General features: G+C 38.5%; 24 protein-coding genes and 1 other annotated feature. Of the genes, 19 read left to right on the forward strand and 5 right to left on the reverse strand.

The genetic code is table 11. The features are described from left to right. The first annotated feature begins 11 nt into the window (after window positions 1–11). The 4 genes from ACRX5O_RS00285 to ACRX5O_RS00300 all read left to right on the forward strand — a co-directional run bounded on the left by ACRX5O_RS00285 (window position 12) and on the right by ACRX5O_RS00300 (window position 4,254). Window positions 12–788 (forward strand): 3-hydroxybutyrate dehydrogenase, encoded by a 777-nt coding sequence (locus tag ACRX5O_RS00285; protein ID WP_433904129.1) that lies wholly within the window; start codon window positions 12–14, stop codon window positions 786–788. 96 nt (window positions 789–884) lie between these two features. Then, window positions 885–1,103 (forward strand) — a binding site (T-box leader). 53 nt (window positions 1,104–1,156) lie between these two features. After that, entirely contained in the window at window positions 1,157–3,571 is a 2,415-nt protein-coding gene (leuS, locus tag ACRX5O_RS00290; protein WP_433904130.1) for a leucine--tRNA ligase, read from the forward strand. A gap of 112 nt (window positions 3,572–3,683) precedes the next feature. After that, window positions 3,684–3,983 (forward strand): rhodanese-like domain-containing protein, encoded by a 300-nt coding sequence (locus ACRX5O_RS00295; protein ID WP_433904131.1) that lies wholly within the window; start codon window positions 3,684–3,686, stop codon window positions 3,981–3,983. Window positions 3,984–4,071: 88 nt separating this feature from the next. Continuing rightward, window positions 4,072–4,254 (forward strand): sporulation protein Cse60, encoded by a 183-nt coding sequence (locus ACRX5O_RS00300; protein ID WP_066057499.1) that lies wholly within the window; start codon window positions 4,072–4,074, stop codon window positions 4,252–4,254. A gap of 14 nt (window positions 4,255–4,268) precedes the next feature. On the opposite strand, the gene ACRX5O_RS00305 is transcribed toward ACRX5O_RS00300, so the two are convergent. Next, complete coding sequence (locus ACRX5O_RS00305; RefSeq protein ID WP_433904732.1) at window positions 4,269–5,540, reverse strand: BaiN/RdsA family NAD(P)/FAD-dependent oxidoreductase; 1,272 nt, start codon at window positions 5,538–5,540, stop codon at window positions 4,269–4,271. 202 nt (window positions 5,541–5,742) lie between these two features. Here ACRX5O_RS00305 and ACRX5O_RS00310 point away from each other — a divergent pair, with 202 nt between their 5' ends. Together ACRX5O_RS00310 and ACRX5O_RS00315 are read left to right on the forward strand one after the other, a co-directional pair. Further along, window positions 5,743–7,359 carry a putative polysaccharide biosynthesis protein gene (locus ACRX5O_RS00310; RefSeq protein ID WP_433904132.1) on the forward strand — a complete coding sequence of 539 codons (1,617 nt, stop codon included), beginning with the start codon at window positions 5,743–5,745 and terminating at the stop codon, window positions 7,357–7,359. 22 nt (window positions 7,360–7,381) lie between these two features. Beyond that, window positions 7,382–8,101: a pseudouridine synthase gene (locus ACRX5O_RS00315; RefSeq protein WP_433904133.1), complete on the forward strand. Its 720-nt coding sequence runs from the start codon at window positions 7,382–7,384 to the stop codon at window positions 8,099–8,101. A 39-nt stretch (window positions 8,102–8,140) separates the two neighbouring features. Here the strand turns inward: ACRX5O_RS00315 and ACRX5O_RS00320 are convergent, their stop codons facing one another. Beyond that, window positions 8,141–8,362, reverse strand: coding sequence for a DeoR family transcriptional regulator (locus ACRX5O_RS00320; protein ID WP_066057490.1), 222 nt, complete (start codon window positions 8,360–8,362; stop codon window positions 8,141–8,143). A 350-nt stretch (window positions 8,363–8,712) separates the two neighbouring features. On the opposite strand from ACRX5O_RS00320, the gene ACRX5O_RS00325 reads away from it, so the two are divergent. The 5 genes from ACRX5O_RS00325 (at window position 8,713) to dat (ending at window position 14,252) form a co-directional block, all read left to right on the forward strand. Beyond that, window positions 8,713–9,981 (forward strand): M48 family metallopeptidase, encoded by a 1,269-nt coding sequence (locus ACRX5O_RS00325; protein WP_433904134.1) that lies wholly within the window; start codon window positions 8,713–8,715, stop codon window positions 9,979–9,981. Between the two features lie 89 nt (window positions 9,982–10,070). Further along, the gene (locus tag ACRX5O_RS00330) at window positions 10,071–10,778 is read left to right on the forward strand and encodes an ABC transporter ATP-binding protein (RefSeq protein WP_433904135.1); all 708 of its coding nucleotides are present in this window, start codon (window positions 10,071–10,073) and stop codon (window positions 10,776–10,778) included. Further along, window positions 10,778–11,950: an ABC transporter permease gene (locus ACRX5O_RS00335; RefSeq protein WP_433904136.1), complete on the forward strand. Its 1,173-nt coding sequence runs from the start codon at window positions 10,778–10,780 to the stop codon at window positions 11,948–11,950. The genes ACRX5O_RS00330 and ACRX5O_RS00335 overlap by 1 nt, the downstream gene beginning before the upstream one ends. Window positions 11,951–11,960: 10 nt before the next feature. Beyond that, window positions 11,961–13,373 carry a dipeptidase PepV gene (pepV, locus tag ACRX5O_RS00340; RefSeq protein WP_433904137.1) on the forward strand — a complete coding sequence of 471 codons (1,413 nt, stop codon included), beginning with the start codon at window positions 11,961–11,963 and terminating at the stop codon, window positions 13,371–13,373. A 24-nt stretch (window positions 13,374–13,397) separates the two neighbouring features. Continuing rightward, window positions 13,398–14,252 carry a D-amino-acid transaminase gene (gene dat, locus ACRX5O_RS00345; RefSeq protein ID WP_433904138.1) on the forward strand — a complete coding sequence of 285 codons (855 nt, stop codon included), beginning with the start codon at window positions 13,398–13,400 and terminating at the stop codon, window positions 14,250–14,252. Window positions 14,253–14,292: 40 nt separating this feature from the next. Here the strand turns inward: dat and cysK are convergent, their stop codons facing one another. Continuing rightward, a complete protein-coding gene (gene cysK / locus ACRX5O_RS00350) occupies window positions 14,293–15,219 on the reverse strand; it encodes a cysteine synthase A (RefSeq protein WP_433904139.1) in 927 nt (308 codons plus the stop codon). A 212-nt stretch (window positions 15,220–15,431) separates the two neighbouring features. Here cysK and thpR point away from each other — a divergent pair, with 212 nt between their 5' ends. The 5 genes from thpR (at window position 15,432) to ACRX5O_RS00375 (ending at window position 21,109) form a co-directional block, all read left to right on the forward strand. Beyond that, window positions 15,432–15,995 carry an RNA 2',3'-cyclic phosphodiesterase gene (thpR, locus tag ACRX5O_RS00355; protein WP_433904140.1) on the forward strand — a complete coding sequence of 188 codons (564 nt, stop codon included), beginning with the start codon at window positions 15,432–15,434 and terminating at the stop codon, window positions 15,993–15,995. 29 nt (window positions 15,996–16,024) lie between these two features. After that, a complete protein-coding gene (locus ACRX5O_RS00360; protein ID WP_433904141.1) occupies window positions 16,025–17,005 on the forward strand; it encodes an NERD domain-containing protein in 981 nt (326 codons plus the stop codon). A 20-nt stretch (window positions 17,006–17,025) separates the two neighbouring features. Beyond that, window positions 17,026–17,994: a diacylglycerol/lipid kinase family protein gene (locus ACRX5O_RS00365; protein WP_433904142.1), complete on the forward strand. Its 969-nt coding sequence runs from the start codon at window positions 17,026–17,028 to the stop codon at window positions 17,992–17,994. Continuing rightward, window positions 17,991–20,129 (forward strand): type I pullulanase, encoded by a 2,139-nt coding sequence (gene pulA / locus ACRX5O_RS00370; RefSeq protein ID WP_433904143.1) that lies wholly within the window; start codon window positions 17,991–17,993, stop codon window positions 20,127–20,129. Before ACRX5O_RS00365 ends, pulA begins: the two co-directional genes overlap by 4 nt. Before the next feature lie 194 nt (window positions 20,130–20,323). Further along, a complete protein-coding gene (locus ACRX5O_RS00375) occupies window positions 20,324–21,109 on the forward strand; it encodes a phosphotransferase (protein ID WP_433904144.1) in 786 nt (261 codons plus the stop codon). On the opposite strand, the gene ACRX5O_RS00380 is transcribed toward ACRX5O_RS00375, so the two are convergent. Next, window positions 21,097–21,375, reverse strand: a complete 279-nt coding sequence (locus tag ACRX5O_RS00380) for a YtzH-like family protein (protein ID WP_433904145.1) — start codon at window positions 21,373–21,375, stop codon at window positions 21,097–21,099. The genes ACRX5O_RS00375 and ACRX5O_RS00380 overlap by 13 nt on opposite strands. Before the next feature lie 178 nt (window positions 21,376–21,553). Between ACRX5O_RS00380 and trmB the strand changes: the two genes are divergently transcribed. From trmB to ACRX5O_RS00395, 3 genes are all read left to right on the forward strand, one after another. Then, entirely contained in the window at window positions 21,554–22,198 is a 645-nt protein-coding gene (gene trmB, locus ACRX5O_RS00385; RefSeq protein ID WP_433904146.1) for a tRNA (guanosine(46)-N7)-methyltransferase TrmB, read from the forward strand. A gap of 90 nt (window positions 22,199–22,288) precedes the next feature. After that, window positions 22,289–23,098 carry an adenosylmethionine decarboxylase gene (speD, locus tag ACRX5O_RS00390; RefSeq protein ID WP_433904147.1) on the forward strand — a complete coding sequence of 270 codons (810 nt, stop codon included), beginning with the start codon at window positions 22,289–22,291 and terminating at the stop codon, window positions 23,096–23,098. 93 nt (window positions 23,099–23,191) lie between these two features. Next, window positions 23,192–24,031 carry a YtnP family quorum-quenching lactonase gene (locus ACRX5O_RS00395; protein WP_433904148.1) on the forward strand — a complete coding sequence of 280 codons (840 nt, stop codon included), beginning with the start codon at window positions 23,192–23,194 and terminating at the stop codon, window positions 24,029–24,031. 28 nt (window positions 24,032–24,059) lie between these two features. On the opposite strand, the gene ACRX5O_RS00400 is transcribed toward ACRX5O_RS00395, so the two are convergent. Beyond that, window positions 24,060–24,371, reverse strand: coding sequence for a hypothetical protein (locus tag ACRX5O_RS00400; protein ID WP_433904149.1), 312 nt, complete (start codon window positions 24,369–24,371; stop codon window positions 24,060–24,062). Between the last annotated feature and the right edge of the window lie 84 nt (window positions 24,372–24,455).

Raw genomic sequence — 24,455 nt, forward strand, 5'->3', positions numbered from 1 at the left:
AGGAGTCTCTTATGAAGGACCAATCAATTGTTTTTGTGACGGGAGCAGCCCAGGGAATAGGGTATGAGATTAGTAAAAAGTTTGCTGAGCATGGTGCAAAGATTGTTTTAACAGATGTCAATGAAGAGGTGGTTGTTGCTTCAGCAAACGAGCTTCGAGGGTTAGGTTTTGAGGCAATAGGAATCAAATGCGATGTAACAAAGGAAGAAGAAATTATTGCAGCGATTGACCATGTGATTTCTCATTTAGGATCAATTGATGTGTTAATCAATAATGCAGGGCTTCAACATGTATCATATATTGAGGATTTTCCTACAGAAAGGTTTGAGCTGTTAATAAAAGTCATGTTAACGGCACCGTTCATGTTAACAAAGCATGTGTTGCCTCATATGAAAAAACAAGGCTTCGGACGAATCATTAATATGGCATCTATCAATGGGTTAGTTGGGTTCGCTGGTAAAGCCGCTTACAATAGTGCGAAGCATGGAGTCATTGGGCTAACGAAAGTAACAGCCCTCGAAGCAGCAACCTATGGGATTACGGTGAACGCTCTTTGCCCAGGTTATGTAGACACTCCACTGGTACGTAACCAGCTAGCAGATCTAGCCAAGACAAGAGGGGTGGAGCTAGAAAGAGTTCTCGAGGACGTTCTCTACCCACTCGTCCCACAAAAACGCTTGTTAACTGTTGACGAGATTGCGAGTTACGCTATTTTTCTAGCAAGTGAAGCGGCGAAAGGGATTACTGGTCAAGCGGTTGTTATTGACGCAGGTTATACGGTTCAATAAAAAAATACACACACTCTACTCCTTATCTTCATATGCTACAAAACACAACTTGCATCGAGCTAAAAAATACACTACAATAGCATCATACTTAAATATGTGGTGACCATGATAAGGAGTAGTAGTGAGAAATACCTGAAAGTAGAGAGTTGACGGATGGTGAAAGTCAACCAGGTGTCCATGAACTCGCCTTTGAGTCGCAAGTGTGAATGGAAGTAATGCTTGCCGTATTCCGCGTTAAGGATAATGAAGCGAGTGACTTGTGCACTAATGTGGGTGGTACCGCGGGAGATTCTACATAATCCTCTCGTCCCTTTTTATAGGGACGGGATTTTTTGCGTTTAAACAAGTATTTTTAGGAGGAATTAAAAGTGAGCTTTAATCATCAAGAAATTGAAAAAAAGTGGCAGAGCTTTTGGGATGCTAATAAGACGTTTCAAACAAGTGAAGAAAAAGGAAAGCGCAAATTTTATGCGTTAGATATGTTTCCGTATCCATCTGGAGCAGGACTGCATGTAGGACATCCAGAAGGGTACACAGCAACAGATATTTTATCACGTATGAAGCGTGCGCAAGGTTATAATGTGTTACACCCAATGGGATGGGATGCGTTTGGTCTTCCAGCTGAGCAATATGCATTAGACACAGGGAATGATCCTGCTGAATTTACAGCATTAAATATTGCAACATTTAAGCGCCAAATCAAGGCTTTAGGTTTCTCATACGATTGGGATCGCGAAGTGAACACTACAGATCCTGAATATTATAAATGGACACAATGGATTTTCTTAAAATTGTTTGAAAAAGGCCTAGCCTATATTGATGAGGTAGCCGTAAACTGGTGTCCAGCTCTTGGAACAGTATTATCAAATGAAGAAGTAATTGATGGGAAAAGTGAGCGTGGTGGTCATCCCGTTGAACGCCGTCCAATGAAGCAGTGGGTATTAAAAATAACTGCGTATGCGGATCGTTTATTAGAGGACTTAGAAGAACTTGACTGGCCAGAGAGCTTAAAGGATATGCAACGCAACTGGATCGGTCGTTCTGAAGGAGCAGAGATTACTTTTAACATTGAGGGTAATGACGGTCAGTTCACAGTTTTTACAACAAGACCTGATACATTATTCGGTGCCACCTATGCGGTATTAGCACCAGAGCATGCATTGGTTGAAAGTATTACGACAGCAGAGCAGCGTGACGCGGTTCAAGCATATATTGAACAGATCAAGAGTAAGAGTGATTTGGAGCGTACGGATTTAGCTAAAGACAAAACGGGTGTATTTACGGGTGCTTATGCAATTAATCCGGTTAATGGAGCGAAAATGCCAATCTGGATCGCTGATTATGTACTTGTTAGCTATGGAACAGGAGCTATTATGGCGGTACCAGGGCACGATGAGCGAGACTACGAATTTGCTAAGAAATTCGAATTGCCAATTGTGGAAGTAGTTGCAGGTGGAGATGTTTCTAAGGAAGCTTACACAGGTGATGGTGAGCATGTAAACTCTGACTTCTTAAATGGAATGAACAAAGAAGAAGCCATTTCTCGAATGATTGCTTGGTTAGAGGAAAAAGAAATCGGAACGAAGAAGGTCACGTACCGTCTACGCGATTGGTTATTTAGCCGTCAACGCTATTGGGGAGAGCCAATTCCAGTCATTCACTGGGAGGATGGGACAATGACAGCTGTTCCTGATTCAGAGCTTCCATTGATGTTGCCAAAAACGACAGAAATTCGTCCGTCTGGAACAGGCGAATCGCCACTTGCGAATATCGAAGACTGGGTAAACGTAGTTGACCCTGTAACAGGGAAAAAAGGACGTCGTGAAACAAATACGATGCCGCAATGGGCAGGAAGCTGCTGGTACTACTTACGTTATATTGATCCGAAGAATGATCAAGCGTTAGCAGATCCAGAAAAACTAAAAGAGTGGCTTCCAGTTGATATTTATATCGGTGGGGCAGAGCATGCGGTTCTTCACTTGCTTTATGCTCGATTCTGGCATAAGTTTTTGTATGATATCGGCGTAGTAAGCACAAAAGAACCATTCCAAAAATTGTTTAACCAAGGGATGATTCTTGGGGAAAACAATGAAAAAATGAGTAAATCAAAAGGGAATGTCGTAAACCCTGACGAAATCGTTGGAACCCATGGTGCTGATACTCTACGTTTATACGAAATGTTCATGGGTCCACTTGAGGCTTCTATTGCATGGTCAACACAAGGCTTAGACGGTTCACGCCGCTTCTTAGACCGTATTTGGCGTTTGTTAGTGGATGAAAATGGTGAAATCGCAGAGAAGGTTCAATCGGTTGATTCTTCTAGTCTTGAAAAGGTGTATCACCAAACCGTTAAAAAGGTGACAGAGGACTTTGAAGGATTACGCTTTAATACGGCTATTTCTCAGTTAATGGTGTTTATTAATGAAGCTTATAAAACTCCAGTGCTTCCAAAAGACTATGTGGAGGGCTTTGTGAAATTGCTTGCTCCGATTTGTCCACATATCGCTGAAGAGCTTTGGTCAAAGTTAGGTCATAGCGAAAGCATCTCCTATGAAGCTTGGCCAGCATTTGATGAAGCGAAGCTAGTTGATGATGAAGTAGAAATCGTTGTTCAAATTAACGGCAAGGTGAAGGCGAAGCTTATGGTGCCATCTGATGCAAATAAAGAAGCACTTGAGCAAATAGCTATGGATGATACAACGGTAAAAGAGCAAATTGATGGAAAAACTGTCCGCAAAGTGATTGCTGTTCCAGGAAAATTAGTTAATATTGTAGCAAATTAGTTTATGATAGGAGCTCCCCAATCACTAGGGGGCTCTTTTTCTAAAATAGAAAGATTGAAATGTACCGAGCAAGTCGTGTACGATAGAAGAAAATTAAAAGGGGTAATGTTGGATGGTAAAAGAAATTACAACTGCAGAGTTACAAGAAAAGCTAGAAAAAGGGGAAAAGCTAGAACTGATCGACGTGCGTGAGGATGAAGAGGTAGCTGCTGGAATGATTCCTGGTGCAAAGCATATTAAAATGGGCGAAATCCCTATGCATTTAGACGAATTAGATCAAGATACGGAGTACATATTCATTTGCCGCTCAGGGGCAAGAAGTGAAAATGTATGTTATTTCTTGCATGATCATGGCTATAATGTAGTAAATATGGTCGGTGGCATGATGAAATGGACTGGAAAAGTAGAATAGTGTAGTGTGGGCCTAGGAAACTAGGCTTTTTTTTATGCTTTTAAAATATCTGAATTTTGTTAATACTCCATAAAAAGGAGTGAGATCAATGATTCAAGTAAAACTGTTTGATGAAGAGCATGAAAAAGACCTTGAAAAGAAAATGAATCGTTTTCTCGAAAAGGTGGATGAACAAAAACTGGTTGATATTAAATATAATATTGCTGCCTTACCAGAGGACGTGGATGAGCAAATTTATTGTTTTACAGCCATGATTATATATAAAGCCTGAGGAAGAAAAAATCCTCAGGCTTGACTCAAGGCATATTCAGCACTATTAGCTCCAGCTAATCGCCCTGTCACAAGGGCAGAAGTAATATTATACCCGCCAGTATATCCATGGATATCCAGTATCTCCCCACAAAAATACAATCCATCAACAAGCTTGGATGCCATTGTTTGCGGTTCAACCTCTTTCACAGACACTCCACCACCTGTAACAAAGGCTTTTTCTAGGGAAAGAGTTCCATTCACCTTAAACTGAAACTGTTTGCAAGCTTTTACAAAGCTTCGAAGCTTATCATGGGAAATGACTCCACCCTGTTCGTTTGCATCGATGTCAGCCACCTGTAATAAAAACAATAAATAGCGCTCGGGTAAATAGCCCTTAAGTATATTTTTTACACTTTTCTTTGGATCGGCCTTCACCATCGCAATGATTTCTTGGAATAGTGGCTCCTCTTTTTTTCCTGGAAGGGCATCAATACTCATCACCACTTCCTTTAGGTTCCACTTTTTCATCGCTTTCACCACATACTGGCTGCAACGAAGAACTGCCGGGCCACTAATCCCAAAGTGAGTGAAAATCATATCCATCTCATGGGTGATGAGAGGCTTGCCCTTTGGATTCAACACACTAAGGCCCACTCCACGCAATGACAATCCTTGTAGCTCCTTTGATTGAATGAAAGGTTCATTTGAAGTAATAGGAACTTCGGTTGGAAATAGCTCTGTGATGGTATGTCCGGCCTTTTCCGCCCAAGCATATCCATCTCCTGTAGATCCGGTATGAGGGACCGATTTGCCTCCAACTGCCAAAATAATTGATGAGGCAGAGTATCTCTCCTTGTTTTTTAATCGTACAGCGGATGCTTTTCCATCTTCATATTCCACTGTTTCGACTGGAGAGTTTGTGAGCATATCCACCTTAAGCTCTTTCATCCTTCTGATCATTGCATCAACAACAGATTGTGCTTTATCTGAAACAGGAAACATCCGTCCGTGGTCTTCCTCTTTCAATTGAATGCCAAGCTTTTCAAAAAAAGAAATAATGTCTTCGTTATTGAATATGGAAAACGCACTATATAAAAAGCGACCGTTACCTGGGATATGCTTGATAATTTCATCCACTGGAAGCCGATTCGTTACATTACAACGACCACCACCAGATATGGCAAGCTTTCGACCTAGCTTGTCTCCTTTATCAATTAAAAGTACTTTAGCTCCCTTTTCACCTGCAGCAATGGAGGCCATCAGCCCAGAAGGCCCTCCACCAATGACGATTACATCATAGTTCATATCTTTCACCAACTTTCATTCACCATTATAAGTCAGCTTGTTAAGAAAGAAAACTTTTCCACAAAAAGTAGCATCAAAGCACGGAGTTGTGTACACTCAGATTAGGTTCACACAAAAATCACAGTTTTTTTCAAACTTTATGATAAAATATGAATTTGGCGTTTGAAATAATTTTCGGCATTTCTACATAGGAAGGGATCACATGCAATCTAAGTTATTACGAGGAACGTTTATATTAACTTTAGGAACATTTATTTCAAAATTATTAGGTCTTTTTTACGTTATTCCGTTTGCAAGGATTGTAGGAGAAACAGGAACCGTACTGTATCAATATTCCTATGTTCCTTATACCATATTTATCAGTCTTGCAACGGCTGGAGTACCTCTAGCTGTAGCTAAGTTTATTTCCAAATATAATGCCATGGAAGAATATGCGGTTGGCAGGAGGCTCTTTAAGTCAGGATTGCTTGTCATGCTTGGTACAGGTATTGCTGCCTTCTTGATCCTCTATTTATCCGCGCCAATCGTTGCGGACATTATCATTGCTGATAATGAAAAGCAAACGAATCCAAGCGAAATTGTTACTGTCATTCGAGCAGTGAGTTTTGCTCTTATCATTATTCCTTTTATGAGTTTAATTCGCGGATTTTTCCAAGGACATCAATCGATGGGGCCTTCGGCTGTGTCACAGGTGGTTGAACAAGTTGTTCGTATTGCCTTTTTATTAGCTGGAGCGTTTGTCGTTCTTAAGGTAATGAAAGGTGAAATTGTTACTGCTATTAGTATTGCAACGTTCTCAGCCTTCGTTGGAGGCTTGGGTAGCTTATTTGTTCTCTTTTTGTATTGGTATAAGAGAAAGCCTTATCTCGATGAATTACTCCTACAAGATAAGGGAACCGTTCAAGTATCATTAAGAGATATGTACAAGGAAATTCTGATTTATTCGATTCCATTTATTCTTGTTGGAATTGCAAATCCTTTATTCCAATGGATTGATACGATGACCTTTAATCGGGCAATGACTTCTATTGGGCTAGGGAGTATTTCGGAAAGAGAACTAGCTAAATTAAGTTTTAATACCCATAAGTTAGTCATCATTCCTGTATCGTTGGCAACGGCATTTTCGTTAACGCTAGTTCCTAGTATTACTCAAGCCTTTATTTCGAAGGACCAAAAGGCTGTGAACAAGCAACTCAACCAAACCTTCCAGGTGCTCATGTTCATCACATTGCCTGCTGCACTTGGACTATCACTACTCGCTGAGCCTGCATATACGGTTTTTTATGGACCTAATGCATCTGGGACTGACATCCTGCAATTATATGCACCAGTTGCGGTATTGTTTGCTCTTTACTCAGTGACAGCAGCGATATTACAAGGAATTGATCAGCAAAAGTTCACCATTTTAAGTCTGTTAGTAGGGATTTTAGTGAAGCTCTCACTAAATATTCCATTCATAAAGTTGTTTGAGACAGACGGAGCGATTTACGCAACGGCACTTGGTTACGGAGTTGCCATTGCGATTAATTTGGTGGTTATTAAAATATTCTCTGGATATCGCTTCCGCCTCGTTTTACGTAGAGGATTGCTCATCGTTATTTTTAATGTGCTTATGATAATCGTAGCAGCACTTGTCTACTATTTAGCAACACTGGTCTTATCACCAAAATCTGAGATGGAGTCTCTTATTATCATTTTCCTTTCAGCAGCAGCTGGCGCAGGGATTTATGTGTATTTAAGCTTTAAAACTCGTCTCATCTACTTTTTATTTGGTGAACGTGTGGAAAGAATCATGAAGAAGGTAAAACTAAGAGGGTAAGACTCCACTGGGAGGGAAACAATTGCGTATTGATAAAATGCTCGCTAATTTAGGCTATGGAAGTAGGAAAGATGTAAAAAAACTTTTAAAAGACGGCGCTGTAGTCGTGAACGATAAAGTAATAAAAGATTCAAAACAACATATTGATCCAGACAATGACGTGGTTACGTTAAATGGAGAAGTAGTCGAGTACAAGGAATTTGTTTATTTAATGATGAACAAACCTCCTGGAGTCATATCAGCTACTGAAGATAATCACGATGAAACAGTGATTGATTTGCTTGAATACGAAGACCAAGTGTTTGAGCCGTTTCCAGTAGGTCGCCTTGATAAAGATACAGAGGGACTCTTATTGATAACAAACGATGGACAGTTATCTCATCGTTTGTTATCCCCAAAGAAACATGTGCCCAAGACCTATTTTGCAGTTATTGAAGGAATGGTTACTAGTGACGATGGGGAAGCTTTTCAAAAGGGAGTCACACTTGATGATGGATATCTGACCAAGCCAGCACAATTAACGATTTTAAAATCGGGAATGACCTCGGATATTGAGCTGACGATTACGGAAGGGAAATTTCATCAAGTAAAACGAATGTTTGAAGCTGTAGGAAAAAGAGTGATCTACTTAAAAAGATTGTCAATGGGCCCTCTAAAGCTTGATGAGACTTTAGAGTTAGGGGAATATCGAGAGTTAACGGATGAAGAATTGGAAGAGTTAATTAATTATGAAGTGAAATAAAAGAATTCGCCCTTTCGATTAGGAAGGGCGAACCGTCATTTAAGATGATATTTTTACCTTTTTTTCGGTTGTTGTCCATTTTCCACGACTTGGACTTTCGACTAGGTCATTATAAGCTAAAACATTTAGATCTCTCTGGATCGTTCGAGGAGTGATACCAAATTCCTCCACAAGCTCTTGCGTCGTGACAATTCCATGGTTATTAATAAACATGTAGATGGATTTGATACGGTTTAACATCCGGTTAGTCGAAGGTTTCAAAAAACCACTCCCTATCCTTTTTTCAAACCTTTGGCAAATAGCTACAACGGACGACTTCTTGAAGATGACTCTCCAAATGTATGTAAGCTTCTTTTCCCTAGACAACCCCTTTACAAAGTGATGAAAAGCTGACTAAATGATAATGTCTTTTCTTGTAGATTATTGTACTCTTATTTACAGATAATTTCTACTTTTACACAATAATTTAATAAAATGGTAATCTTTTCTTTAAAAAATACCCCCTTTTTCTTGCTGCTGTTATATTCTATTACTTAAGTCATATCAGTTATGATAAGAAATTTGATTTTTGAAAAAATAGGACAATAATAATTTGAAAGGAATGACACAGATTGAATTCTTATTTATCTTCACAGCTTGTCCATCGCAAAGAGAATATCTATTTTGCACTCGTATTAACTTTTAGTATTTTAACCTATCTTTTTTTAGTTTTTTCAATTCTAGGTATTGGTATTATTATCGTAATGGTCCTCTTATCTGTATTTTTTCATGGATTAATGGTCGGAGGCATTAGAAGAAATGGTGTTCGTATAAGTGAAGAACAATTTCCTACCCTTTATCAAAAGTCACAGGAAATGGCCGCACAAATGGGCTTAGAAAAGATGCCACAAATGTATGTTATTGAATCACAAGGAACATTAAATGCATTTGCGACCAGATTTTTCGGGAGAAATATGGTGGTCCTTTATTCGGAGATATTTGAACTTATTGAAAGGGATGCAGAAGATGAGGTGCTATTTGTTCTTGCTCATGAGTTTGCTCATTTAAAAAGGAAGCATGTAACGGTGAATTTTCTTCTATTGCCAGCCATGTGGGTTCCTTTTTTAGGAGATGCATACTTACGAGCATGTGAATATACATGCGACCGTTATGCAACCTATTACTGTGGGTCACTTACAGCATCGAAAAATGCTTTGACCATTCTAGCAATTGGGAAGGAGCTTTATAAAAAGGTCAACAAAGAGTCATATATGAGACAAATTGAATCTGAAGCAGGCTTCTTTGTTTGGTTAAATGAAAAGCTCTCTACACATCCTCATCTGCCAAAAAGATTATATGAAGTTGATAAATTCTTTTCAGAAACAGAAGTGGAGATGTTAAAGGAACCAAAAAGAGGAATCGTAATTGGAGTAATCGTAGCCTTATTGCTATCACTTGTATTTGCTGGCGGCGTGTATATGACCTACAAGGCACTAGAGAAGTTCAATGTATTCTCTGAAGCTTTTGAAATCGAGGGCATGACACCTCTAATGGAAGCGGCAAGTGAGAACGATACGGATGCCATAGCTACTCTTTTAGATGAAGGTGCCGACATAAATGAAGTAGATAGTGAAGGATCATCTGCTCTTCATTGGGCAGTATACTCGGATCAGCTTGATGCAGCCGCACTATTACTAGAAAGCGGTGCGAATGCCAATACAGTTGATGCGTACGATTCGACACCGCTTATAGATGCTACCTACAATGAGAATGTTGGAATGGTAAAGCTCTTATTACAATACGGAGCAGATGCAAACTACGTCGATGGCACTGGCTACACCGCCTATGATTACGCATTAGAATACGAAAATGTTGAATTACAGGAGCTACTAGGCCCCTAATAAAAAATGCTGTCCACATATTAGGACAGCATTTTTTATTTTGAAACTTCTTCTCTCAATGAATCGTACTCAATGATAGGAGGTGGATCATGGAGTTACTTAGTGTAAATATAAATCAAGCACAATACGAAATAGGCTCCTCGATTATTGAGGATATTCACTTTTCGTTGAATAGTGGAGAATTGATCGGTTTAATTGGACCAAACGGTGCAGGGAAAAGCACAACGATTAAATCTATTTTAGGTTTAATGAAAAATATGGAGGGGACGATCGAATTTCTCCGAGACAGTAGGTATTCCTACTTGCCTGAGAGACCCATTTTTTATGATGAATTAACCTTGTGGGAACATATGGACTTTATAGCAGCTGTTGAGGGACTTGATCAAACAAGATATCAACAGCAAGCAGAACTGTTGCTCGAGCAATATAAACTAGCCGAAGTCGCACATACATTACCTGCAACATACTCAAAAGGGATGCAGCAAAAAGCAATGTTAATTTTAGCTTTAATTACTAATCCAGAAATCTATATTATAGATGAACCTTTTATCGGATTAGATCCGATGGCAATGAAACTATTTCTAACATCAATAGAGGAAGAACGTTCTAAGGGAGCAGGAATACTCATGTCGACGCATGTACTTGATACAGCGGAAAAGGTATGTGATCGCTTTTTATTGGTAAACAAGGGACGATTAGCCGCATACGGTACACTCGAGGAAATTAGGGGGATTTGTAAGCTTCCTAATGGATCATTATTTGATTGCTTTCATTACATCGCTGAGGAGCAAGTGTAATGAATGGAATCTCTTTATTTTATACAAGACTGTTGAGGGAATGGAAGTTTCAGTACGGTGTTATTAAAAGTGTAGCGGATTGGACCATTCTTCTTTATATGATCCTCCCATCCATTGCCATTGGTATTGGTATATATCGTTCCTGGTGGATAGAGGTTCCAAACTGGATTTTACCTATTCCGGTTGAACTCGTTTTTTTGATTGGTTATGTTTTCACTTGGTTTGGAAATTACCGTACATTTATAGAAGAGGCTGATAAAGTATTTTTAATAAAGAATAAGCGTCTCTTTTTACGAATGAAGATATGGAGCTATTTTTCAACTGTTATTAGTCAAACACTCTCTTTGGTTCTACTACTCTGTGTTTTACTCCCTTTTTTTATTGTTCATTATGAACTTAAGTTAGCAAATATCTTGGTGTATCTTTTCTACCTTTTGCACATTAAGATTTTACTGATGTATGGAAAACTACAGTTACGTAGGATGAAGCAAAAATACATACGGTTTCTATTCTTATTTTTTGTGTTTGTGATAGGCAGCTGGATCACGCAATTGGTCATTTGGGCTATCGCAAACCATTCATTAGTTCTCATGTGTATCGCTTGGGTTCCTGGTATGGTGGGGGTGTATTTATCGACTCGAAAGCTTCTGAAAATAAGTAGTTTTGATGAAGAACTCATGATCGAAAGAGAGGAAAAGCTAAAATACGTTGGTCTTATTTATCAATTTTCTTATTCTGTTGAAAAGACCACCCCTGTTATTCGGAAAAATCCTTTATTGTTTCGGCATTCCAAACGACTCTTTAAAAAGAGGACTCCTAGTCATGCCTTTATCGAATTGTTTCTGAAGGTGTTTCTGCGAAATTATTCGTATGTGTTTTCGTACTTACAGATTATTGGTGTTACCATATCAGCGATGGTTGTCTCACCAACGATCTGGCTTGTCGGCCTCTTTTTTGTCGCTTTTCTTTTTATCCTTCGTTGGTATCTTGATGCTTGTTGGGTGAAAATTACCGCTTCACATCCACTCATTGGAAAGTATAAGGATCACCCGGGTTATTACGAAGGCAAGCGTAAAGCGGTGAATAGTTTGTTTCTTCTAGGAATTGTCATTGCGGTTGTCTTTTCCCGCACGGGGATATATTATTTAAGTCAAGTAGATTGGATTTTTTAGGAGGATTTTCGTGACAAACATCAATTGGTTTTCAGAAGTCGAAAAAAGAAAGGATTCATTAATTGAAGATACACAAAAGCTTTTACAAATAAAAAGCGTTCTAGATGAAGAAAATGCCACTGATGATGCACCGCTCGGACAGGGAGTAAAGGATGCACTTGTCCACATGCTTGAACTTGGGAAATCTGATGGGTTTTCAATCAAGAATGTAGGAAATCTTGCTGGGCATGTAGAATTCGGAGAAGGAAAGGAAAGCGTCGGAATTCTTTGTCACGTTGATGTTGTCCCAGAAGGAGATGGATGGTCGAGTGACCCGTATGCAGCGGAGATACGTAACGGGAACATTTATGCTCGTGGTGCCATTGATGATAAGGGACCAACGATGGCCGCATATTACGCGATGAAAATTGTAAAAGAACTTCAACTGCCTTTATCGAAAAGAGTGCGAATGATCATCGGGACGGATGAAGAAAGCAACTGGCGCTGTGTGGATCATTATTTTGAACATGAAGAAATGCCAACCATGGGGTTTGCACCAGATGCTGATTTCCCGATTATATTTGCTGAAAAAGGAATCTCAGATTTTGATATTGTGCAAAGGACATACGAAACTGAGGATAACAGTGGAACTACTGTATTATCTTTTCAAGCAGGTAGACGCTATAATATGGTTCCTGACTTCGCCAAGGCAGCCTTACATACCAATCAAGAAGAAACACATATTATTCAAGAATTTCAAAGCTTCCTTGATGAGCAACAGCTGAATGGAAAATACTTTATAGATAAAGGAGAACTTATTTTAGAACTAGAAGGAATATCTGTTCATGGAATGGAACCTGATCTTGGTAAAAATGCCGGCATTCTTTTAGCCGTTTTCCTAAATAAATTACAACTAAGTGGTCTAGCAAAACAGTATTTCTCCTTTATTCAAACCTATTTCTATCATGATAGCCGTGGAAAACAATTAGGAATAGCTTATACGGATGATAACTCTGGGGATCTTACGTTAAACGTTGGAAAACTTTCCTTTACAAAAGAAAATGGCGGGATGTTAGGAATCAATCTTCGTTATCCTGTCACAGCAGAACTTGATCAAATACAGGAAAAGTTAGCTCCTGTTTTACATGAACAAGGTTTTGAGGTTCAAAATGTATCAGACTCCAAACCCCATCATGTGGATGAAAAGGATTTTCTGATTCAAACCCTAAAAAAGGTTTATGAAGAACAAACGGGTGAGAAGGCAGAGTTGCTGGCGATTGGTGGGGGCACCTATGCACGTTCGCTGCAATCAGGAGTTGCCTTTGGGCCATTATTTCCAGGTCGACCGGACGTGGCTCACCAAAAGGATGAGTATATGGTTTTAGAGGATTTGCTAAAAGCAACAGCAATCTATGCTCAGGCCATATATGAATTAGCTAAATAAATAGAGGACAAAGGGAGTGTATGTATGGAATACGTTATTGTTGGTGGAGTAATAGTAGATCGTGGACTTGCAACCGTCGATATTGAGGATCGTGGCTATCAGTTTGGTGATGGCGTTTATGAAGTGATACGGGTGTATAATGGAAAAATGTTTACCGCCAAGGAACATTTGAATCGATTGCAGGAAAGTGCGGAAAAGATAACCATTCAAATACCTTATCAACCGTCTGAACTAGAGGAAATGTTAAAAGGTCTTATTGAGAAAAATGAGCTGACTAATGGCATTGTTTATATGCAATTTTCAAGGGGAGTATCACCGCGTAATCATGCCTTCCCTCACAACGTAGCTCCTACTTTTGTTGCATATACGAGAAAAGTTGATCGTCCGGTTAGCAGTATGCAAGAAGGTATAAAGGCAATATTTATTGATGACATTCGTTGGCTGCGCTGTGATATCAAGAGTCTGAATTTACTAGGGAATCTCCTTGCCAAACAGAAAGCAGTAGAAGCTGGTTGCTTTGAGGCGATACAACATCGAGGTGATATCGTAACAGAAGGCAGTTCCTCAAATGTAGCCATTGTAAAAAATGGAACGGTCATCACTCATCCAGCGAACAACTTGATTTTAAACGGAATAACAAGGCAAAAAGTGAAACAAGTATGTGAGCAAAATCAAATTCCTTTTGAAGAAAAAGAGTTCACAGTTGAAGAGGTTTTACGTGCGGATGAAGTATTTTTATGTGGAACAACTGTAGAGGTAACACCAATTGTAGAAGTTGAGGAGAAAAAAATCTCTGGAGGAACTCCAGGAGAAGTTACGAAAAAGCTTCAGCAGTTGATAAAGGACGAAATAGAGAAGGAATGCGGAACCATAGAGTAACTAAAATAGGCTGCCTACTAGGGCAGCCTTCTCTAGTATCTTAAGAAAATAAATCACTTGAAAGATATCTTTCACCGGTATCACATGCGATGCAGACAACAACGTCATCAGGGCCAAGAGTTTTAGCAACTTCTATGGCAGCGAAGCAGGCGGCACCAGAGGATGGCCCAACTAATATTCCTTCTTCACTAGCCAATCTTCTTGTGATTGTGTAGGCATCTTCATCCGTTATTTTATGAATATGGTCGTATACATTCTGGTTTAGGATATCAGGAATAAATCCTGGGCTCGTTCCTACTAGTTTATGCTTCCCAGGTTTGCCCCCAGAAAGGACCGGTGAGCCTGCAGGTTCCACTACATGGACTTGCAAATTTGAATAATGTTCTTTTAACACTTCACCCGTTCCAGTTATCGTGCCTCCTGTTCCCGCAGTGGCGACAAATGCGGAAAGCGGCTTACCTATTTCTTTCATAGCTTCAACAATTTCAAGAGCGGTAGAGTGTCTGTGTGCATCTGGATTTGCTTCGTTTTCAAATTGCATAGGCAAATAACTATTTGGTATTTCTTTTGCTAGCTCTTGTGCCTTTTTTATCGAACCAGGCATTTTTTCATCACCTGGTGTTAAAACAACCTCAGCACCGTATGCCTTTAATAGATTGATGCGTTCCTTTGTCATGGTATCAGGCATGACTAATATGGAACGGTATCCTCGGGCCGCAGCATTCATGGCTAGTCCAATTCCTGTGTTCCCGCTTGTAGGCTCAATAATAGTTGCACCCTTTTTTAATAATCCCTTCTGTTCAGCTGTAATAATCATGTTGAATGCCGCACGATCCTTTACACTTTTACTAGGATTAAAAAATTCGAGTTTTAAATAGACGGAAGCACCATTTTTGGGTGCCAAACGATTTAATTTAAGTAAAGGGGTTTCCCCAATTAGTTCCGCAATATTTTGAACAACTTTCATCTAATGTTCTCCTAACCTTCAATTATTTTCCTTGGAATTCGAAATTTTTACTACAAAAATGGGAAATGTAACATATAAAAGAGAATAACTTTATTATACCTAAAGAGGTATATTGTATTCAAACATATGTACTTCGTGTAATCGTCATTTTTTCGATTCAGTTTCAATCTCTGTTAAAATATAAGAAAGCTTGAAAGGTTTGAAAAGTTATAATGGATAAAAAAACTCATTTTTTTTATGCAGTAAAAATACCAAGTGATACGAAAAACCTTGTATATAATAAACTACTCCCACTCCAAAAAGACTTTCCTTTTCAAAAATGGGTTCATCCTAAGGATTATCATATTACTCTAGCCTTTTTAGGAAACGCAGAAACAGGCATGTTGGAAAAGTCGATTCAACTTGTATCCGATGCACTTAAGAAAGAAAATGCTTTTCCTCTAGATATTGAAGGACTAGATACTTTTGGAAGAAAGGAGTCTCCAAGAATCTTTTGGGTGCGATTAGTGGAACAAATTTGTTTATACGAAGTAAGGAAAAAGGTATTTCATGCTTGCGAGTTAGCTGGTTTTCCCCTTGAAAAGAGACCGTTTCATCCACATATAACAGTAGCAAGAAAGTGGAAGGGAGATACCACATTTGCGCCTGAATCACTACAACAAAAGAACCCTTTTGTTCGTGACGCTATCTCGTTTGTTGCTAATGAAATTGTGTTGTACCAGACACATGTGGAAAGAGAACCAAAATACGAGGTTGTTCAATCTTTTAAGTTATAGATCATCTGTTTATAGAAAGGAAAACCCGCATGGGCCAATTAATTAAACTGCAAGATTATGTTTCACGTTACGAACAAAATATTTACGAATATCCAACTAGATATGTAAGGTTGAAAAAGCAGCAATGGGAAAAAATCTACTCTCTCTGGGAGTCAGATTCTATCATTGAAAGCATTCAACCGGTCTCAACGAATTGGTTAGAAGAAGATAAACAGCCCTTAGTTGATCGTATGAAGGGATTTTTTAAAAGAGAAAGAAAAGACGAAGAAGCGGTGGAGAAGGAGATACAATCGGAGGTACAAGAATCTTCAGGTCTTTCATTTTCCCCTTCTTTTACCTTTAAACCAGCTACTGAAGTTGAGCTCAAGCATCAATTTCTCGACCAATTATTTCGTTTTCAAATGAAATGGGCGAGCACAACCTTGTTAGAGCAATCAAATATCAGTAAGAAGTATTTGTATGATCACAGACTTAAGTATTTTTTGCAACGCTTTCCCGATACAACCCTCGTGATGTATGAGCCAATCTTTCTATTGAAAAAAGCTCCGGTAGAAGTAGAGACGATTTTGATCACCCCAACAGAGGTGTGGTGTATCAGCTTCTTAGAGGAAGAGGACCATGCTGTATTTCAAGGAACGAAAGAAAGGTTTTGGGTAAAGCGTCATCAAGATCAGGAACAAAAGGTGTTAAATCCACTTATTGGGCTTAATCGTACAGAAAAAATTGTAAAGAAAATATTTGAGTTGTATGAAATAGAGTTGCCGATTCATAAAGTAGTATTAAGTAGAAATGGCTATATTGATTATCCCTTTCCACCCTATGGTTTAAAGCTCATTGAAAAAAGAAATTACGAAGAATGGTTTCAAACGATGAGAAGCAATAAAACTCCACTAAAGCATGCTCAGCTTAAAGCAGCGCAAATGCTTCTTCAGTTTAGTCAAACAACGAGTATGCGCCGACTAGAATGGGATGTTTTAAATAAAGGGGAACAAGAAGAAAAAGAATTTTAGACACGTATGGGATGATAAAAATGGGGAAATTATACTTTATTATTAATCCAAATGCCAAAAATGGCTATAGTTTAAAAGTGTGGGCTAAAGTAGAAAAAGAATTACAAAGACAACAAATTCCCTACGAAGCGTTTCTGACCGCTTATAAAGGAAATGGTGCTGAAATAGCGATGCTTCTTGCTAAGCAAGAAGGAGAGGTATCAATCATTGTTGTTGGAGGAGATGGAACATTAAATGAGGTAGTTAATGGGGTAATCTCTATTCCACATGTCAAAGTTGGATTTATTCCTGCTGGTTCTGGAAATGATTTTGCAAGAGGATTTAAAATACCAAGAAATCCTCTTCATGCATTATCCGTATTGTTAAGAGAGAGAAAGCAAGAACCGAGGTTAACTGACGTTGGTAGAATATCAAGCTCCAGTATGGAGAACCTGTACTTCATAAATAACATGGGAGCAGGTCTCTACGGCTTAATTTCCAAACTCGCCAATCAATCAAAGATGAAAAAGTGGCTAAATAAATTATCCTTGGGTGGCCTAGTATACGTGTACTTGCTTATTAAGGAAATTCTATTTTATCAACCGACAGATGTTCAACTTACTGTGGATGGCATCGCTCATGATTTTACTGCTACCTGGTTTGTGACTGTGGCCAACCAGCCGTTTTATGGAGGAGGAATGCAAATTGCTCCGAGTGCAAAAACCGATGATGGCTTGTTAAATATTATTATCGTGCATCGTTTATCAAGGCTAAAAATGCTTTCTGTGTTTGTAAGCGTTTTTTGGGGTGGTCATGTCGCCTTCAAAGAAGTGAAGATGGTAACTGGACGAGAAATTCAAATATATTCTTCTACCCCTATGATGGCGCATGCTGACGGTGATTATTTTGCTGAAACGCCTTTACAAATTCAGGCTTGTCAGCAGGTGTTGCCAATTATCACAAGGGGAATAAAGAAGGATAGGGGGCAGAAGGAGCTGAAAAATGCATGATTATTATTGAAAGACTTTTTTATGCCTATTTAGATGATGTAAACATAATTACGATCTTGTTACCTATGAGTTATCATAATGGCGAGTCAAAGGAATTTTCACTCAAAGCTGGTGATAAAACTGAGAAGTTAGCTATTATTGAGAAAATACGATTACATGATTCCGTTAAATATATTTGCCATACAGACAAGGAACCGGAAATCGGATGGACTTATTGTGTGATGGATGAATATGGAGGGGAGACAGATCTCCAGATAGGAGCGGTTATCCGATCTCCTCAGTTTGATGAAAAATTTTACTATGACGGGCCTATGGGAATCCAATATTCACCAGAAAGGACCGTCTTTACACTTTGGGCTCCTACCGCAACACAATGTCAGGTAAAACTTGCTCGGACAGCTGACGATCAAACATGTCAATACGAAATGACACGCATGGATAAAGGGATATGGGTCACTACAGTAGAAGGAGATCTCGAAGGACATCACTATACTTATCTCGTTTGTGTGAATCTTCAATGGAGAGAAGCGGTTGATCCTTATGTTGTTGCTGTTACAGCAAATGGGGAAAAAGGAGTGATAATCGATCTAAATCGAACACCTGTGGTAAGTAAACCGCTAACAGGATTTAATTCCCCTACTGACGCTATTATTTATGAAGCACATATTAGAGACTTAACCATCCACCCAAATAGTGGAGTTACAGATAAAGGTTTATATTTAGGTGCGAGTGAACGAGATACGTTTACTAGCCACGGTCAGCTTACTGGACTTAGCTATATAAAGGATTTAGGAGTAACACACATCGAGCTGCTCCCACTACATGATTTTGCTGGTGTTGATGAGCTAGGGGATAAGGAAGATTATAACTGGGGATATAACCCCATACACTTCAATGCTCCTGAAGGAAGTTATTCATCAAATTGTCATGATCCGTATGCCAGAATCAATGAATTAAAGAAGTTAGTTGGCGCTGTTCACGATGAAGGACTTCGAGTTATATTGGATGTTGTATACAACCATGTATACATTAGAGAACAATCTTCTTTTGAAAAAATTGTACCAGGCTATTTTTTTCGACATGATCAAAATGGAATGCCCTCTAATGGAACAGGAGTAGGAAATGATATTGCTTCTGAACGAAAAATGGTGAGGAAATTTATCGTCGAATCGGTCCTCTTTTGGAAAAAAGAATACGGAATAGATGGGTTTCGTTTTGATTTGATGGGGATCTTAGATATAGAAACGATGAATGAAATAAGAAAATCGCTTGATTTATTGGATCCTTCGACCATTATGATTGGGGAAGGATGGGATTTAAATACTCCGATCGCCATTGACACAAAGGCGAGTATTCGTAATCAGAAGAAACTTCCAAGAGTTGGTCAATTCAATGACTTCTTTAGGGATACGGTAAAGGGAAATACATTCAATCTCCATGATAAAGGCTACGCATTAGGAAATGAAAGATACTTCGAGGCTGCAAAGAAAATTTTAGCAGGTAGTGTAGGTTTGAAGGAAAAGGGATTATTTCAAGAACCCATTCAATCGGTAAACTACATCGAATCTCATGACAACCATACCTTTTGGGATAAACTCCTTATATGTGAAAAAGAGGAGCCTGAAGAGATTAGAAAAAAGCAGCAGAGATTGGCAACTGCATTTGTTCTCTTGTCTCAAGGAGTTCCCTTCTTACATTGTGGCCAAGAATTTTTTCGGACCAAAAAAGGAAATGGAAATAGTTATCGATCGCCTAATGACATTAATCAAGTGGATTGGGACCGAGTATATGAAAATAAAGAGCATGTAGACTATATCATGGGATTAATCAAATTAAGAAAATCACATCAAGCCTTTCGTTTTCATTCAACCGAACTGATTAATAAGCATATGTCTTTCTTACCAGTGGAAAAGCCTGTTATTGGATACACACTTCGTGATGTTAGGAAATTTGGAATATGGAGTGAAATCATCGTTCTATTCAATCCTCTAAAAACTGAACGTCATGTTTCGTTACCTACCGCTGATTGGCAGGTCATTGCGGATCAAAACATCGTAGAAATGAATGGGATTTATCAAATACATGAAAAAGAATTTAGTCTCCCTCCACTTAGTGTTTATGTACTAGTCAAGTAAGAAAGTATGATGTCTCTACTTGACGAAGGAAACACTAGGAGATAAAATCTATAAAGATGGCTATTGTCGAATTTCTTTACAATAGCCGTCTTTTTTACTTGTAAGGCACTTGTGCTTTACCATGGTGAATACTTAATAAAGAAAAGTACTTATTATAGAAACTAACGACGCAGTTAAAATGAAGGTGAACAATTTTGGAACACTTATTTGGACAAGAGTGGGAAATCGTTCCTGCAGGAGGAGCGACAGGAGAAGCGTTTATTGCACAGCATGAAGATCAGAGGCTCTTTCTTAAACGAAATTCCTCTCCATTCCTTGCCGTATTATCAGCAGAAGGTATTGTTCCAAAGCTAATTTGGACAAAAAGGCTTGAAAACGGGGATGTAATCACCGCTCAGCAATGGTTAGAGGGAAGAGAGCTAAAGGCACAAGATATGAATACGAAGCGAGTGGCAAAGCTCCTAAAGAAGATTCACCAGTCGGAAGCCTTACTCGGCATGCTAAAAAGGATGGGGAAAACTCCATTAGAGCCTGTTCATCTTTTGTCCATTTTAGTGCAGGAGCTAGATGAGGATGTGAAATCTCACGCGGCCATTCAAGAGGCTCTATTATTCTTGCATCAGGAGCTTGATAGTATACATTATGAGGAAAAAGTTGTTTGTCATTGCGATGTTAATCACAATAACTGGTTGCTCACAGAAAGCAACCAGTTGTATCTCATTGATTGGGATGGTGCGATGATTGCCGACCCTGCCATAGACTTAGGAATGATGCTGTATTGGTATCTCCCGCAAGACAAATGGAGCGAATGGTTAGACATGTATGAAATAGAGCTTACGGACGAACTGATGCTGCGAATGAAATGGTATACGATTGCACAGACCATCTCATCTATTCAATGGCATAAAAATAAGGATAGATACGAAGAGATGAATTACTGGGTGAATTATTTGTCTACTCTGGTTGGTCAAGAAAATTGATCGATTTCTGAAACCCACTGTCCAAGTTGTTCTTGGTGCGACTCAATATGTTGATCTAGCTCATTCGTATTTGCACCGTGCTGAGAATAGCTGTAAATTTGTTCCAGTACATTTTTTACATTATAATCGAGTTCCGTGTTAACCATCAGTGATTTTACCAAACGTTCTAATTGTTCACATTCAGATACCGACCCACAACAATCGGTACTGTGATTCGTTAATATATCTTTTAATAAATTCATTTGATCTTTCTGTTCTAAAGGCATTCGATACACCCTTTCAAGGTTGCTTGAAAATACGCAAAAAGGAACTTCACATTTATGTTGTGAATTCCTTTTTTTATTTATACGTAAATTAATTATATGGACGAAGTATTAGTTTTGGTTGCAACAAAATTGCTCACATGATATGGTTTGAACGATAGATTATTTTAGGGGTGTCAACATGCGTTTAAGAAATAAGCCTTGGGCAAAGGATAGGCTCGAATCCTATCCGCAATATGTTGTAGCAAATCCAGAAAGCTACAAAGGAAATTGGAAAGAAGTATTCGGGAATGACCAGCCTATTCACATCGAAATTGGAACAGGTAAAGGTCGTTTCATTACTGAAATGGCTAAAGCAAATCCACATATTAATTATATTGGTATTGAGGTATATAAAAGTGTAATTGTTATTGCTCTCGACCGCCTAATTGAAGAAGACCTTCCTAATCTGCGTCTGATGAACGTTAATGCTGTCGAACTTCAGAAGTATTTTGCTAAGGGTGATGTTGATCAAGTTTATTTAAATTTCTCTGATCCTTGGCCGAAAACACGCCATGAGAAGAGAAGGTTAACATACAAAACTTTCCTTTCTATTTATGAAAATATTCTGGTAGATAACGGTGAGATTCACTTTAAAACAGATAATCAAGGTTTATTTGAGTTCTCTCTTAGAAGCTTTTCGGAGTACGGAATGCTTTTAAAGTATGTAAGCTTAGATCTTCATAATAGTTCTTATGAAGGAAATATTATGACAGAATACGAAGAGAAGTTCTCTTCCAAAGGCTCTCGTATCTATCGTTGCGAAGTTCAATTTCAGAAAAAATAAGCAGTCCTACTATTGTAGGACTGTTTTTTTTCGTAAGGAGTTGGGTAAGTTAATAATATTTACGGAGATTATGTGAAGGGGGAAGAATGAATGCTCACTCCAGAACAGCGAATTGAATTACATGGATTTAATAACTTAACTAAGTCACTTAGCTTTAATATGTATGATATTTGTTACACCAAAACCAGGCAAGAGCGGGAAGCTTACTTAGAATATATTGATGAACAATATAATGCAGATCGGTTAACAAAAATTTTAAAAAATGTATCCGATATTATTGGTGCACATGTCTTAAATATTGCTCAGCAGGATTATGTACCACAGGGAGCAAGTGTGACCATTCTCGTTTCTGAAGGACCTGTTGTTGAGGTGCCGACTGAATCTACATATGATGAATCTCCAGGGCCACTTCCGGATTCAGTGGTTATGCAATTGGATAAAAGTCATATTACGGTTCATACGTACCCGGAGTTCCATCCATACGAAGGAATTAGTACCTTCCGTGCGGACATCGATGTTTCCACTTGTGGGGAAATTTCTCCTTTAAAAGCGTTACATTACTTAATCCATTCATTTGATACAGATATCATGACCATTGATTATCGGGTACGCGGGTTTACGAGGGATAAACATGGTCACAAATTGTTTATCGATCATGATATCACATCGATACAAAACTTTATACCAGACGAGATCAAGAATCAATATGATATGATTGATGTAAACGTATATCAAGAAAATATCTTTCATACGAAGTGCAAACTGAAAAATTTTGATTTAAATAATTATTTATTTGGATACACAAAGGATTCATTAAGCATATATGAGCAGGAAGAAATTACTGAAAGCTTAACAACCGAAATGGATGAAATTTTTTATGGAAAAAATTTTCTACAGTAATCAAGTGAGTCTATTTTCTTAATAGACTCTTTTTTATATTCCTTAAAAAGGAAGGAGTGGTACAATACAGGTATAAGACCTAGGGGGGATGAAATGGAAACGTTACAGTTAAAACATGTAAAGCTTACTTGGTTGAAAGGCGGAGTTACTCACTTAGATGGTGGTGCCATGTTTGGTGTCGTTCCGAAAGCACTTTGGTCAAAGAAATACCCTCATAACGACAAAAATCAAATTGAGCTTAGAACGGACCCTATTTTAATCCAGCAAGAAGGGAAAAACTTTTTGGTTGAGACTGGAATTGGGAAAGGAAAGCTGTCTGACAAACAAAAAAAGAATTTCGGCGTAACAGAGGAATCAGCACTGCTACAATCCTTAGAAGTACTAGGGTTAACAAAAGAAGATATTGATTATGTCTTAATGACACATATGCACTTTGATCATGCTTGTGGGCTAACAGAAAAAGTGAATAACGAGTATATAGCCGCATTTCCTAACGCAGAAATTATCGTTTCCACAGTAGAGTGGAATGAAATGAGAAAACCAAATATTCGGTCTCAAAATACATACTGGAAAGAAAATTGGCAAAGCATAGAGTCACAGGTGGTTCCTTTTGAGCATGAGTGGGTCAATGGGAAAATAAAAATGGTTCATACGGGTGGACATAGTGATGGACATTCCATTCTTATCGTTGAGGATGACAATGAAGTGATTATTCATATGGCAGATATCATGCCAACACATGCCCATCAAAATCCACTTTGGGTTATGGCATATGATGATTATCCAATGAATTCGATAGATGCAAAACAAAAGTGGCTCCAATTTGGGTTGGAGAATCATGCTTGGTTTACCTTTTATCATGATGCTTTCTATCGGGCAATAAAGTGGAATGATCATAATGAAATTGTTGAGTCAGTGAAGAGAGGTATATAAGAAAAGCTGCCTTATTCGGCAGCTTTTCTTAAAGTGGATAAACTTCTAGAATAGATCCGGTTTTTGCATCTGAAATAAATTCGTATTGTTCTAAAGTGTCATCTACCGTTCGTGATACTCCACCTTTATACACATCATAGGTTATATTGTTTTTTTCAAACGGCTCGGTTGTCATTTGAATCCAAGAGCCGCTAATCGGACCTCTTTCTTTAAATTTTACCTTTGCGTGTGTAAGGGCTTTCTCTGGGGACACGTTGCCCTTTTGGGAGACCCATTCACTAGCTAGAAAGCCTGAAATGATTCCAACAGAAACACCAGTTAAAAATGATTTCCAGTTCATAAAGCCCCTCCTTTTTCATACAAATAAATTCTCCTCCTTCCATCATATCAAATTTTGCGTACATAATTAAGAGTAGCAACCAAT

The sequence above is a fragment of the Robertmurraya mesotrionivorans genome (assembly GCF_050971805.1).
Taxonomy (GTDB): domain Bacteria; phylum Bacillota; class Bacilli; order Bacillales; family Cytobacillaceae; genus Robertmurraya_A.

What these genes read in the sequence shown, in the direction of transcription:
- ACRX5O_RS00300 (WP_066057499.1), top strand. Translation starts at nt 4,072, where the DNA reads ATGATTCAAGTAAAACTGTTTGATGAAGAGCATGAAAAAGACCTTGAA.
- ACRX5O_RS00295 (WP_433904131.1), top strand. Translation starts at nt 3,684, where the DNA reads ATGGTAAAAGAAATTACAACTGCAGAGTTACAAGAAAAGCTAGAAAAA.
- ACRX5O_RS00310 (WP_433904132.1), top strand. Translation starts at nt 5,743, where the DNA reads ATGCAATCTAAGTTATTACGAGGAACGTTTATATTAACTTTAGGAACA.
- ACRX5O_RS00335 (WP_433904136.1), top strand. Translation starts at nt 10,778, where the DNA reads ATGAATGGAATCTCTTTATTTTATACAAGACTGTTGAGGGAATGGAAG.
- ACRX5O_RS00330 (WP_433904135.1), top strand. Translation starts at nt 10,071, where the DNA reads ATGGAGTTACTTAGTGTAAATATAAATCAAGCACAATACGAAATAGGC.
- ACRX5O_RS00400 (WP_433904149.1), bottom strand. Translation starts at nt 24,371, where the DNA reads ATGAACTGGAAATCATTTTTAACTGGTGTTTCTGTTGGAATCATTTCA.
- ACRX5O_RS00305 (WP_433904732.1), bottom strand. Translation starts at nt 5,540, where the DNA reads ATGAACTATGATGTAATCGTCATTGGTGGAGGGCCTTCTGGGCTGATG.
- ACRX5O_RS00360 (WP_433904141.1), top strand. Translation starts at nt 16,025, where the DNA reads ATGGGCCAATTAATTAAACTGCAAGATTATGTTTCACGTTACGAACAA.
- ACRX5O_RS00380 (WP_433904145.1), bottom strand. Translation starts at nt 21,375, where the DNA reads ATGCCTTTAGAACAGAAAGATCAAATGAATTTATTAAAAGATATATTA.
- speD (WP_433904147.1), top strand. Translation starts at nt 22,289, where the DNA reads ATGCTCACTCCAGAACAGCGAATTGAATTACATGGATTTAATAACTTA.
- dat (WP_433904138.1), top strand. Translation starts at nt 13,398, where the DNA reads ATGGAATACGTTATTGTTGGTGGAGTAATAGTAGATCGTGGACTTGCA.
- trmB (WP_433904146.1), top strand. Translation starts at nt 21,554, where the DNA reads ATGCGTTTAAGAAATAAGCCTTGGGCAAAGGATAGGCTCGAATCCTAT.
- pulA (WP_433904143.1), top strand. Translation starts at nt 17,991, where the DNA reads ATGATTATTATTGAAAGACTTTTTTATGCCTATTTAGATGATGTAAAC.
- cysK (WP_433904139.1), bottom strand. Translation starts at nt 15,219, where the DNA reads ATGAAAGTTGTTCAAAATATTGCGGAACTAATTGGGGAAACCCCTTTA.
- ACRX5O_RS00365 (WP_433904142.1), top strand. Translation starts at nt 17,026, where the DNA reads ATGGGGAAATTATACTTTATTATTAATCCAAATGCCAAAAATGGCTAT.
- ACRX5O_RS00285 (WP_433904129.1), top strand. Translation starts at nt 12, where the DNA reads ATGAAGGACCAATCAATTGTTTTTGTGACGGGAGCAGCCCAGGGAATA.
- ACRX5O_RS00395 (WP_433904148.1), top strand. Translation starts at nt 23,192, where the DNA reads ATGGAAACGTTACAGTTAAAACATGTAAAGCTTACTTGGTTGAAAGGC.
- thpR (WP_433904140.1), top strand. Translation starts at nt 15,432, where the DNA reads ATGGATAAAAAAACTCATTTTTTTTATGCAGTAAAAATACCAAGTGAT.